Annotated in this window: 12 protein-coding genes; 11 read left to right on the plus strand and 1 reads right to left on the minus strand. The window is 35.5% G+C overall.

The window, feature by feature from the left end; genetic code table 11:
- Positions 1 to 116: 116 nt before the first annotated feature.
- The 11 genes from lepB (at position 117) to F601_RS13190 (ending at position 11766) form a co-directional block, all read left to right on the plus strand.
- Positions 117 to 674: a signal peptidase I gene (gene lepB, locus F601_RS0111830; RefSeq protein ID WP_018165895.1), complete on the plus strand. Its 558-nt coding sequence runs from the start codon at positions 117 to 119 to the stop codon at positions 672 to 674.
- 285 nt (positions 675 to 959) lie between these two features.
- Positions 960 to 2774: a glutamine--fructose-6-phosphate transaminase (isomerizing) gene (gene glmS / locus F601_RS0111840; RefSeq protein WP_018165897.1), complete on the plus strand. Its 1815-nt coding sequence runs from the start codon at positions 960 to 962 to the stop codon at positions 2772 to 2774.
- A gap of 245 nt (positions 2775 to 3019) precedes the next feature.
- Positions 3020 to 4765, plus strand: coding sequence for a PTS mannitol transporter subunit IIBC (locus F601_RS0111845; RefSeq protein WP_018165898.1), 1746 nt, complete (start codon positions 3020 to 3022; stop codon positions 4763 to 4765).
- A gap of 26 nt (positions 4766 to 4791) precedes the next feature.
- Positions 4792 to 6744, plus strand: coding sequence for a BglG family transcription antiterminator (locus tag F601_RS0111850; RefSeq protein ID WP_018165899.1), 1953 nt, complete (start codon positions 4792 to 4794; stop codon positions 6742 to 6744).
- Position 6745: 1 nt separating this feature from the next.
- A complete protein-coding gene (locus tag F601_RS0111855) occupies positions 6746 to 7183 on the plus strand; it encodes a PTS mannitol transporter subunit IIA (RefSeq protein WP_018165900.1) in 438 nt (145 codons plus the stop codon).
- Between the two features lie 11 nt (positions 7184 to 7194).
- Positions 7195 to 8340, plus strand: coding sequence for a mannitol-1-phosphate 5-dehydrogenase (locus tag F601_RS0111860; RefSeq protein WP_018165901.1), 1146 nt, complete (start codon positions 7195 to 7197; stop codon positions 8338 to 8340).
- A gap of 127 nt (positions 8341 to 8467) precedes the next feature.
- Positions 8468 to 8803 (plus strand): zinc ribbon domain-containing protein YjdM, encoded by a 336-nt coding sequence (locus F601_RS0111865; RefSeq protein ID WP_018165902.1) that lies wholly within the window; start codon positions 8468 to 8470, stop codon positions 8801 to 8803.
- Between the two features lie 124 nt (positions 8804 to 8927).
- Positions 8928 to 9569, plus strand: coding sequence for an amino acid ABC transporter permease (locus tag F601_RS0111870; RefSeq protein ID WP_018165903.1), 642 nt, complete (start codon positions 8928 to 8930; stop codon positions 9567 to 9569).
- A gap of 9 nt (positions 9570 to 9578) precedes the next feature.
- Positions 9579 to 10208 (plus strand): amino acid ABC transporter ATP-binding protein, encoded by a 630-nt coding sequence (locus tag F601_RS0111875; RefSeq protein ID WP_018165904.1) that lies wholly within the window; start codon positions 9579 to 9581, stop codon positions 10206 to 10208.
- Between the two features lie 21 nt (positions 10209 to 10229).
- Positions 10230 to 11069: a transporter substrate-binding domain-containing protein gene (locus tag F601_RS0111880; protein ID WP_018165905.1), complete on the plus strand. Its 840-nt coding sequence runs from the start codon at positions 10230 to 10232 to the stop codon at positions 11067 to 11069.
- Positions 11070 to 11628: 559 nt separating this feature from the next.
- Positions 11629 to 11766: a hypothetical protein gene (locus tag F601_RS13190; protein ID WP_018165906.1), complete on the plus strand. Its 138-nt coding sequence runs from the start codon at positions 11629 to 11631 to the stop codon at positions 11764 to 11766.
- 102 nt (positions 11767 to 11868) lie between these two features.
- On the opposite strand, the gene F601_RS0111890 is transcribed toward F601_RS13190, so the two are convergent.
- Positions 11869 to 13059, minus strand: a complete 1191-nt coding sequence (locus F601_RS0111890) for a cation diffusion facilitator family transporter (RefSeq protein WP_018165907.1) — start codon at positions 13057 to 13059, stop codon at positions 11869 to 11871.
- Positions 13060 to 13124: the final 65 nt, after the last annotated feature.

Genomic DNA, 13124 nt, shown 5'->3' on the forward strand with positions numbered 1-13124 from the left:
TTTCTGTAAATGTTTTGTTATAGTTTTGTACATTTGAAGACCGAAGTTTCTTAAACCTTGTCTTTTTTTATTCTCTAAAAAATGGTATACTGATATAGTATAGAATTGGAGATGTTATGGTAAAACGTGATTTTATAAGAAATATAATTTTAGCATTATTGGCTATCTTGACGGTTGTTTTGTTAAGAATTTTTATCTTCTCAACTTTTCGTGTACATGAAGATGCAGCCAATCAATATTTGAGAAACAATGATGTTGTTTTAGTTAATAGAAATCGCCAGCCTAAATATAAAGACTTCATTGTCTATGAAGTTGATGGTATTTTTTACATCAGTCGTATCATTGCAAGTGAGGGTGAGGCAGTCACTTACATGGATGATATTTTCTATTTAGATGAGATTGTAGAGCCTCAGGAATATATTGAATCTGTCAAGAATAACTATTTAGCAGAAGCTCCGGCTGGCTCTCTCTTTACTGATGATTTCACTATTGAGACTCTTACAGATGGAAAAGAAGATACGATACCTAAGAATGAGTATCTTGTTCTAAATGATGATCGACGAAATACAAATGACAGCCGAAAATTTGGTTTAATTAAGAAATCTCAAATTAGAGGAGTTGTAACATTTAGAATCCTACCTTTGAGTAATTTTGGTTTTACTGATGTGGAATAGAAATACTTTTATGAAGATGAACTCTTATTGGGGTTTGTCTTTTTTAATTTGTTTGACTAAAGGGAATTCTCTTAAACTCTGAAGATTTGTTTTATTCAAAGATAAGTCGTTTATGCTTTTTCAATATTCTAGGAAAACTGACTATACCAATTTTGTTGTTGACAATAAAAAGATAAAGTTATATACTGTTTTTGTTGACTTTGGTAAAGTCTTATTTGACTATACCAATTCAAAAAATCTTAAGGAGAAAGGCAGTAGTGAAACAACTGCTGCCAGTAGAAAATTATGTGTGGTATTGTAGGTGTAGTTGGTAATCGTAATGCAACTGATATTTTAATGCAAGGTCTTGAAAAACTAGAGTATCGCGGATACGACTCTGCAGGTATCTATGTTGTTAATGGCGCAAATAATGGACGTCTCATTAAGTCAGTTGGTCGTATTGCAGATCTTCGTGCTAAAATTGGCATTGATGTGGCTGGCTCAACAGGGATTGGTCATACACGTTGGGCTACACATGGACAAGCGACTGAAGAAAATGCTCACCCCCATACTTCAGAAACAGGACGATTTGTCTTAGTTCACAATGGTGTAATTGAAAATTATCTTCAGATTAAAGAAGTTTATCTTGAAGGGCATACTCTTAAAGGACAAACTGATACAGAGATTGCTGTTCACCTTATTGGTCAATTTGTTACAGACGGTCTATCAGTATTAGAAGCATTCAAGAAAGCCCTTAATATTATTGAAGGTTCTTATGCATTTGCACTTGTTGATTCTGAAGAACCAGATACAATTTATGTCGCTAAAAATAAATCACCTCTTCTTATTGGTCTTGGTGAAGGTTATAACATGGTCTGCTCAGATGCCATGGCTATGATTCGTGAAACAAGTGAATTTATGGAAATCCACGATAAAGAACTTGTTATTTTGACAAAAGATTCAGTTACTGTTTCTGACTATGATGGAAATGTTGTAGAACGTGGTAGCTATACTGCAGAGCTTGATTTGTCTGATATTGGTAAAGGTACATATCCTTACTACATGCTCAAAGAAATCGATGAACAGCCTACTGTTATGCGTAAATTGATTTCTACTTATGCTGATACAGATGGAAACATGAATGTTGATCCAGAAATCGTTAAAACTGTACAAGAAGCTGATCGTATTTACATCTTGGCAGCAGGAACATCTTATAATGCAGGATTTGCTTCAAAATCAATGCTTGAAAAATTGACAGATACACCAGTTGAACTTGGAGTTGCATCTGAATGGGGTTATAATATGCCACTACTTAGCAAGAAACCAATGTTTATCTTGCTCAGCCAGTCAGGTGAAACAGCAGATAGTCGTCAAGTTTTGGTTAAAGCAAATGCAGCAGGTATTCCAAGTTTGACTGTGACTAACGTTCCTGGTTCTACACTTTCTCGTGAAGCAACTTATACAATGCTTCTTCACGCCGGACCAGAAATTGCTGTAGCTTCTACAAAAGCTTACACAGCGCAGGTTGCAGCGCTAGCATTTTTAGCAAAAGCGGTTGGTGAAGCAAATGGTAAACAAGAAGCTATTGACTTTGATCTTGTTCACGAATTGTCAATTGTAGCACAATCAATTGAGGCAACACTTTCTGAGAAAGATGCTATTGCTGAAAAAGTTCAAAACCTTCTTAGCACAACTCGTAATGCCTTCTATATTGGTCGTGGCAATGATTACTATGTAGCTATGGAAGCAAGCTTGAAGCTGAAAGAAATCTCTTATATTCAATGTGAAGGTTTTGCAGCTGGTGAATTGAAACATGGTACAATCTCTTTGATTGAGGAGGGAACACCTGTTCTTGGTTTGATTTCATCTAGTGAAGTAGTCGCTGCTCATACTCGTGGTAATATTCAAGAAGTTGCTGCACGTGGAGCTCATGTTTTAACCATTGTTGAAGAAGGTCTTAACAAAGAAGGAGACGATATTATTGTCAATAAAGTCCACCCGTTCTTGGCGACCATTGCTATGGTCATTCCAACACAACTGATTGCTTACTTTGCATCATTACAACGTGGTCTTGATGTTGATAAACCTCGTAACTTGGCAAAAGCCGTAACTGTTGAATAATATCTATTTTCGAAGACAAATGCCGAAATTGGTATTTGTCTTTTTTGCAATCATAGAAGCGACTTTTAAAGATTTGAAGCTATGCCCATGACTTGATTCAATAATTTCGATAATAATGTCTTTAACAGTTTTAAATTATTCTGCAACACTTATCAACGTGTGTCACAAATTTTGTGCCAAAGTTTGAGTTTTGTGTCACATGAAATTGTCATATAATAAAGTCAAGAAATAAAGGAGGTTTTCTTATGGAAAACAATTCATCATTGAAAGTGAAAATTCAGAAACTGGGCACGTCACTTTCAAATATGGTTATGCCTAATATCGGGGCATTTATTGCTTGGGGTGTTTTGACCTCACTTTTCATTGATACTGGTTGGCTTCCAAACGAACAATTGTCAACTATCGTTAGTCCAGCCATTACTTACCTCTTGCCACTACTTATTGGTTATACTGGTGGTCATATGGTTCATGGACAACGCGGTGCAGTTGTTGGTGCTATCGCAACCTTTGGTGCCGTAGCCGGTGCTAGTGTACCAATGTTCATCGGAGCAATGATTATGGGTCCTCTTGGAGGATGGTGCATCAAGAAATTTGATGAAAAATTCCAAGAAAAAATTCCAACTGGATTTGAAATGTTGGTTAACAACTTCTCAGCAGGTTTGATTGGTTTTGCACTTATTATTCTTGCCTTCTGGGCAGTTGGGCCACTTGTATCAACATTGACTGAAATGATTGGTAATGGTGTTCAAGCAATCGTCGATGCTAAACTCTTGCCACTTGCTAACATTTTGGTTGAACCAGCTAAAATTCTCTTCTTGAATAACGCTATTAACCATGGTATCTTTACCCCACTTGGTGGTGCGCAAGTTGCAGAAACTGGTAAATCTATCCTCTTCCTTATTGAAGCAAACCCTGGACCAGGTTTGGGTATCCTACTTGCCTACATCGTATTCGGTAAAGGTTCAGCTAAATCTTCTGCATGGGGTGCATCAATCATCCACTTCCTTGGTGGTATCCACGAAATTTATTTCCCATACGTTATGATGAAACCAGCTATGTTCCTTGCAGTTATTGCAGGTGGTGTGTCTGGTACCTTCACTAACCAATTGCTTGGTTCTGGTCTTACTGGTGCAGCGTCGCCAGGTTCAATCATTGCTATTCTTGGTATGACTGCTAAAGGTAGCCACTTGGCTGTCCTTGCTGGTGTATTCGTTGGTGCTCTTGTTGCCTTCCTGGTTGCCTCTGTTATTCTTAAAGCAGATAAATCTGAAGAAGATGATTTTGAAGCATCTGTAGCAGCAACTCAAGCAGCTAAAGCTCAATCTAAAGGAAAAGAAGCACCAATTGCAGCAGGAGGAATCTCTTCAGATTCAATTAAACAAATCATTTTCGCTTGTGACGCAGGTATGGGTAGCTCAGCTATGGGAGCATCAATCCTTCGTGACAAAGTTAAAAAAGCTGGTCTAAATATTCCAGTATCAAATAAAGCTATCTCTAACTTAACTGATGAGCCAAATACATTAATCGTTACGCAACAAGAATTGGCTGCCCGTGCTTCTGAACGCACTCCAAGTGCAGCGCACGTATCAGTAGACAATTTCCTTGCTACACCTAAATACGATGAAATTGTAACTCTTCTAAGTGGTGACGCTAGCCCAAAGTCTGAAGCAACTTCGGCTCAAGCAGTTGCTGAAGTTGATCTTAACTATATCGATGAAGTTGTCTTTGCTTATGGAAATGCCAAAGGTTCTGCCACAATGGGTCAAGAAACTCTTAAAGCTATCTTCAAAAACAAGCAAATCGGTATTCCTGTCTCAAAAGCAACAAATACTGATTTAGGTCGATTCAATTCAAAAAACATTCTTATCGTAACTACCATTGCCAATCAAGCTCAGGCGCAACAATTCGCGCCACATGCACAAGTCCTAATTGTTGACAGCCTTGTAACAACGCCTGAGTATGACAAAATGGTTGAAAGAATGCATAAGTAAGATAAGAAAAGTAGTATAATAAGTTTATGCTATTAACAAAACGAGAAGAACATTTGTTGAAAGCTTTCCAAGATTATGGAAAGCTTTCAATTGATAATATTTCTGATATTTTAAAGGTGTCTAAACGAACTGTTTATCGAACGATTTCTGATCTAACAACAAGTTTAAATACATTAAATATCAGTATTATTAAAGAAGGTAACAGATATATTTTAGCTGGTGAATTAGAAAATTTGAGGCAATTTTCTAGTCAAGTAACATACACACGAAATGAACGGCTAAATTTAATTACTTACCGCCTATTAACAACATCAGGAGAAGTGACTAATGAAGAGCTGCAAACTGAGTTTGGAGTAAGTAATGTCACCATTATTCAGGATATTGCTGATATTGAGAAACGTCTAGCAGATTTTGATTTGATATTAGGGAGAAAAAAAGGATATCAAATTGATTTAAACCAAAATAATGCAAGAAGACTCTTAGCTATTTTAATGGTTAATACTATTCCAGTCTCTGACTTTGGGAATCAAGATTATGGATATTACCATGAAAGCTATGATCAATCCTTCAATCAAGCGTCAGCTATTTTTCAAAAATATCAAGAAAACTTGCCAGAGATGGATGCTAAGATGAGTCAATTTTTTATCATCTTGTTAGCTTTGGCAAATCATGGAGTGACTCCTGGGAACGCTAAGTTAGTAAGTAAGGTCTCACTTGATTTTACTCAATCTGTCTATGCCGAGTTTTCGAAAGTAACGGGGCAATTCTACAGTATTCAAGAAATTCTATACTATGCGTCCATATTAGATGAACTATTAATCAAACGTCAAGAGACGCCACTCTTTCATGAAAATTTCGACAGTGTCTTTTATTACAGTGTATCTAATTTGATTGATAAAGTTGCCTTATATACCAAGATAAATTTTGCTAAGGATAGGGTGCTTTTCAAATTCTTGTTTAATCACATTCGTTTAAGTTTAGCAGTCCCAACTTTGTTTGAAGATAATTCAAATGCTGTTATTGCTCATTCAGCATTGCAGCATAGTGAATACTTACACCGTGTGGTTAGTCTGCTAGTAATGGAAATCTTTCCACGTTATTTACAAAGTGAATCAGAACTTGAACTCATTACATTGCATTTTGCATCAAGTTTGAGACGAAGTCCTGATATTTATCCAATTGTGATTTTACTATTAACAGATGAGCGACCTTTAGCCAGAGAATTATTGATTACACGTATAAAAACTATGGCACCATTTGTTGAAGCTGTTCATGTTAAACCGCCTTTAAGGTTTAGTCAAGTAGACAATGAGTATTACGATTGCATTTTAACAACTAAGTTATTAAAAGATGAATCAGTAAAGGTGGTATCAATTTATCCTGATGGTAAAGAGATGCTGCAGTTACAGGATTACTTGCAGGAAGTGCAATCAAATAGGGAAGTAAGGGTAAGGGAGCAAAAAATTTTTGATGGCGAGTATGATTTCCAGAAATACTTTTTGGCTAGTCAAATTTTACTCGAACGTTTTTCTTATCAACATTTAGATAATTTGCCGACATTTGAAGAAACTGTTCCTATGGTGGTCAATAAAATTGATTATATTTCGGATAAAGATTATCTATCTCAAAAGTTATTAAGGCGTTTTGAAATCAGCCCAATGGCTATACCAGAAACACACCTAGCTTTATTACATACTTATTCTAGTCGTGTAACTGAAAGTTGTTTTATGATTTTTGATTTGGAAGCTCCGGTAGAAGCCCTATCAATGAATCATGAAACAGAGAATGTGTCAAGGATTTTAGTCATGTTAACTCGAATGGGTGAGAGTGAAGAAATACGAGATTTGATGTCAGCTATCAGCCAATCTATTATTGAAAATCATCTCTATACAGAAATTTATAAGACTGGTAATAAAGATATTATTTATCAGTTACTGAATCAAATATTTACAGAAAAAATCAAAAAATTGGAGAATTAACATGGAATTTCAAAAGGAATTAATCAAGCTTAATCAAGCTTTTGACAACAAAGAAGCGGCCATCCGATTCTGTGGACAAATGCTTTTCCAAGGTGGATACGTTGAGGAAGATTATATTGAAGCGATGATTCAACGTAATAAAGAGCTCTCAGTCTATATGGGTAACTTTATTGCTATTCCACACGGAACAGATTCAGCTAAAGAAAAAGTTATTAAGTCAGGGATTACAATTGTTCAAGTTCCTGATGGTGTTAATTTTGGAACCGAAGAGGATCCTCAAGTAGCTACAGTGCTATTCGGTATTGCTGGTATTGGTGACGAGCACTTGCAAATTATTCAAAAAATTTCTATCTTCTGTGCTGATATTGATAATGTTGTTAAATTAGCAGATGCTCAGTCTGAAGATGAAGTTGTCCGTTTGTTAGATAGTGTTGAATAGAGGAGTAAAAAATGAGTAAAGCAGTACATTTTGGAGCAGGAAATATCGGCCGTGGATTTATTGGAGAAATTCTATTTGAAAATGGTTTCCATATTGATTTTGTAGATGTAAATGAAAAAATTATTGATGCATTGCAAGAACGAAAAGCCTATGAAATTGAAATTGCTGAAGAAGGTCAACGACACATTGCGGTTTCAAATGTTAATGGCATTAACAATGGTAAAGACCCAGAAGCAGTAGTTGCAGCTATTAAAGAGACTGATTTGGTGACAACTGCCATTGGACCAAACATCTTGCCATTTATTGCAGAGTTAATTGCTAAAGGGATTGAAGCACGTCGTGAAGCAGGTAATCAAACACCATTTGATGTTCTTGCTTGTGAGAATATGATTGGCGGATCACAATTCTTGTATGAAGAAGTAAAAAAATATCTTTCAGAAGATGGTTTAGCTTATGCTGAAGAATTTGTAGGATTCCCAAATGCAGCTGTTGACCGTATTGTTCCTGCACAGACTCATGAAGATCCTCTCTTTGTAGTTGTTGAACCATTCAATGAGTGGGTAGTGGAAACCAGTCGTATGAAAAATCCTGGATTGAAACTAGATGGTGTTCATTACGAAGATGATTTGGAACCATTCATTGAACGTAAACTTTTCTCAGTTAACTCTGGTCATGCTACATCAGCTTATACAGGAGCTTTTTATGGGGCTAAGACAATTCTTGAAGCGCTTCAAGACAATCAAGTTAAGGCACAGGTCGAAGCTGTCCTTGGAGAAATCCGTAGTCTTTTGATTGCTAAATGGGGCTTTGATGAGGATGCTTTAGTAGAATATCATAAGATTATTATATCTAGATTTGAGAATCCATTTATCATTGATGATGTAACGCGTGTTGCTCGTACACCAATTCGTAAACTTGGCTTTGATGAGCGCTTTATTCGTCCAATTCGTGAATTGAAAGAACGTGGTTTGTCTTATTCAAATCTCCTAAAGACAGTTGCTTACGTTTTCAAATATGAAGATGCTACTGACGAACAATCTGTACAACTTCAAGAACTCTTAGATTCAAAACCTTTGTATCAAGTTGTAGCTGAAGTCACAGGTCTTGATGATAAAGAATTAATTGCTGAAATTGTTGAAAGTGTAGAAGCAGTTTAGATTTTATTAAAATGTTTTAAAGAGTTGAAAGCAATTTCAGCTCTTTTTAACTGCCATAACCTTGCCAAATAGCATGAAGTACAGTAAAATAGTTTTATAGATAATTATTAAAAAAAGGGAGTAAATAATGAATTTACCAAATTGTCCAAAATGTAATTCTGAATATGTCTACGAAGATGGTATTTTACTTGTATGTCCTGAGTGTGCTTATGAGTGGGATCCAAATGAAGTAGCTGCTGCTGAAGAAGGTTTGGTTGTTCTTGATAGCAACGGTACTCGTCTTGCTGATGGAGATACAGTTACAGTTATTAAAGATTTGAAAGTTAAAGGTGCACCAAAAGATATTAAACAAGGTACACGTGTGAAAAATATTCGTCTTGTTGAAGGTGATCACAACATTGATTGTAAAATTGACGGTTTCGGAGCAATGAAGCTCAAATCTGAATTCGTAAAAAAAATCTAATTACAACAGCAGCCCTCTCGTTTTAATGAGAAGGCTGTATTTTTATAAATTATTATTGGAAACTACTCTTCAAAATCTTCTGAAAATTTGATATAATGGATTCATAATAATGTCAGGAGTAACTATGTCATATATTTTACAAGTTTTACCTAGTCTTTTAAATGGAGCAATAGCTACTTTACAAGTTTTTTGTATTGTTATCATTCTATCTATTCCGCTAGGTGCAACCTTAGCTTTTCTTATGCAAATAAGATTAAAACCACTTCAATGGTTATTGACACTTTATGTCTGGGTTATGCGAGGAACTCCCTTGCTTTTGCAACTCATTTTCTTCTATTATGTTCTCCCAAGTGTAGGTATCGTTTTTGATCGTATGCCGGCTGCTATTCTGGCCTTTACATTAAACTATGCGGCTTATTTTGCTGAAATTTTCCGTGGAGGAATTGAAGCAATTCCAAAGGGGCAGTATGAAGCAGCAAAGGTATTGAAATTTAGTCAATTACAGACCATTCGTTATATTATTCTGCCACAAGTGTTTAAAATTGTGATGCCTAGTGTATTCAACGAAATCATCAACTTGGTGAAGGATTCATCTCTGGTTTATGTACTCGGAGTTGGTGATTTGTTGATGGCAAGTAAAATTGCAGCAAACCGTGATGCGACACTCGCACCAATGTTTATTGCTGGCGCTATTTATCTCATCTTAATTGGTGTTGTGACTGTGATTTCAAAACGAGCTGAGAAGAAATTTAGTTATTATAGATAGGGAGACCATATGTTAGAATTAAAAAATATTTCAAAACAGTTTGGTCAGAAAAAAATTTTTGATCAGTTTAATTTGACTGTAGAAGATGGTAAAATCTTATCTTTGGTTGGTCCATCAGGCGGAGGAAAGACAACACTTCTCCGTATGTTAGCAGGACTGGAAATAATTGATTCAGGTGAAATCATTTATAATGGTGAGTCTGTTCCAATCGATCATTTAGAAAACTTGAACTTGCTTGGTTTTGTATTTCAAGATTTTCAATTATTCCCTCATTTGTCAGTATTAGATAACTTAATCTTATCTCCTACAAAAACAATGGGAATGACAAAAGAAGAAGCTAAGGATAAGGCAAATGATTTGTTGAAACGTCTCGGCTTAGCGGAACATGCTAATGTTTATCCATATTCATTGTCGGGTGGGCAGAAGCAACGCGTTGCTCTAGCACGTGCAATGATGATTGATCCGCAAATTATTGGTTATGACGAACCAACAAGTGCACTAGATCCTGAATTAAGACGTGAAGTAGAGCAACTGATTTTGCAAAATCGCGAAGCTGGTATGACTCAAATCGTTGTAACTCATGATTTACAGTTTGCAGAAAATATTTCTGATCATATTCTTAAAATTAATCCAAAATAAAAAGAAAGTTTAGGTGGGAAAATGAAATTTAGAAAAGTTCTTTTAGGTGCAGCTACAATTTTAGGAGCTGTTACATTGGCAGCTTGTAGCTCAGGTTCAAAAACAGAAAAAACAAGTTCAGATAAATGGGAAACCTATCAAACTAATAAATCAATTACCATTGGTTTTGATAATACTTTCGTTCCAATGGGATTTGAGAATGAGAGTGGTCAAAATGTTGGTTTTGATATTGAATTGGCTGAAGCTGTCTTTGCTGAATATGACATTAAAGTTAAGTGGCAGCCGATTAATTGGGACATGAAAGAAACTGAGTTGAACAATGAAACTATTGATTTAATTTGGAATGGTTATTCAGTTACAAAAGAACGACAAGAAAAAGTATTGTTTACTGACTCTTACATGGTTAATGAACAAGTTCTTGTAACTAAAAAATCTTCAAATATTACTGCAGTGGATGGAATGTCTGGTAAAGTTCTAGGTGCTCAGGCTGGTTCAGCTGGTTACTCAATGTTTGAAGCAAATTCAGAAATTTTGAAAGATATTGTTTCTGGTAATGATGCTACACAATATTCTACCTTCACTGAAGCCTTGATTGACTTAGATAATGGCCGTATTGATGGGCTTTTGATTGACCGAGTTTATGCCAACTACTATTTGACAGAAGAAGGTATTTTAGACGATTACAATATCATTGATGCTGGCTATGAAACAGATGCCTTTGCAGCTGGTGCAAGAAAATCTGACACTACACTGGTAGAAAAGATTAATGAAGCCTTTAAAGTTCTCTATGAAAAAGGTAAATTCCAAGAAATCTCTGAAAAATGGTTTGGAGAAGACGTTGCAACAGAAAACGTTAAATAATAATCCAAAGAGGCTGGGCAGAAAATTCCAGCCTCTTTTTTGTTTAGAAATTTATCGAAAGGTTGCAGTTTTGAATATTCTTTCGATTTTTCAAAAATCGATATTAAGGTTAACTTATTTGTCTGCTTTATCTTTTCACACTTGTACCGCCCCATGTAGTCATTTGAATTAACTTTGATCATCGTCATTTTAGTCTTGCCGTATTCTTGGCTGAGTGAAAGATGTTTCTTTAAGACCCACCTCCAACAGTCACTTCACTGACTGTTGGAGATGCCTACCAGCGCCTCAGTTCCTTGTCTGAAAGCTAATTCATTCGACTAAAGTTTAGAGCTACTAGGATTGCAGAGATGGAAGTGAAAAATCGGTGGGCTATACAGCTGAAATCTTTTGAATTTCTTCTCTCTTTTTATTTCTCACTTAAATGGAATCACCTGATTTATGTTTGTAAAAATGATAATTACTAACATAATTTCAGAAAATATTGAAAATTGATATGTATTTATTGTAAAGATGATCAGGTTTTAGTATTCTAAATAAATCTAAGATTGAGAGGTAGTAAATGTTAAAACGAATGAGTCGTAGTCTTTATCTGAAAGAGGTTTTTGCAATGCTTGCTTTATCAGGAGTAGGTCGTGCTGGCTATTTGAGTAAGCCTGATATTGAATTAGTCAGATCAATTTCCAAAAAACATTTATAGCCCCCAAAACAAACTTTATTTCAAGGAATTATGTCAGATTGTGTGTCTCTATAATAAAAAGATCCTAAGACCTTTTTACTAAGGTTTAGGATCTTTCTTTCTTTATTTATTTATTGGTGTTATTTGATGGAAGATTAGGAACCACACTTCGTGTCGACGCCAAATGCTTGTATGGCGTTCATTGTTGAGTTCATATGTAATTAGTTTTGTTTTTTGACTGATGGACTGAATTTTAAAATATTTAAAATTGCAGGGGTAGTATTTGTTTCTAGCTAAAAATTCATCTGCAGCGAGAAATTGACCACTCTCATCTATCATCAGGAAATTTTTTGAAATATATTCTTCGTAATCTGGTATTTTAGAAAGAATAATTTTTTCATTCTTATACAGTTTTTTTGAAACATTTTCAAAAATCTCATCCTCTGGAATGGCTGAAGGTTCTACATGAATATCGATATCATAAACATGAAATTGGTCACTTAGGAGCTGTTCTACTTGTTCTGTGATAGCATGACTTTCATAAACGGAAAGGTCTGGATTCATTTCAAGAACTATGTCAAGATAGACATTGCTTCCGTATTTTCGTCCGCGCTGCGATTTAACAGCTGTGATTTTAGGAATTTGTAAAATGGCACTTTCATAATCTCGAAGTTGTTTATCATCAAATCCGTCAGATAGACTGAAGGCACTTTCCATAAAAATATCATAGGCAGTCTTTAGAATTAAATAGGTGATGATAATGGCTGCAATTCGGTCAATAATCACTAGGTTAACAGAGGCTGCAAGAATGGCAATTGCTGTTCCTAGTGAGGTTAGAGCATCAGACAGGTTATCCTTAGAAGCAGCAACTAGAGCACTGGATTTGACCTTCTTAGATAGGGTGCTATTGTATGCGTAGACAGAGAACATGATAACTGCAGAGGCAAGTCCAACAACTGCCCCTACAGGGTCAATAGCTGCGTGTTCATTTGAGAATAGTTTTTGTATGGTTTGGAATAGAACTTGAAATCCAACGATAAACATGATGACTGATGTAATCAGACTAGATAGATCTTCTATTTTCCAATGACCAAAGCGATGGTCTTCATCAGCTGGTTTACTAGCTAGATGTAATCCGATGAATAAGGCAACGTTACTAATTATGTCGGATAGGTTGTTAAAGCCGTCGGCGATTAATGAAGAGGAGTCCAGTAAATAGCCAGTAATAAGCTTTGCTATTGTTATTGTAAGGTAGGCAGCAATACTGACAATAGGGCCACGTTTTGCTAGTTTTAAATTTTCAGTAGGTGACATTCCTAAAACTCCTTTTAAAATCAATATCTTGACATTATACCATATTTATATATTTTTTCATAATA

This window comes from Streptococcus henryi DSM 19005, assembly GCF_000376985.1.
Lineage (GTDB): Bacteria > Bacillota > Bacilli > Lactobacillales > Streptococcaceae > Streptococcus > Streptococcus henryi.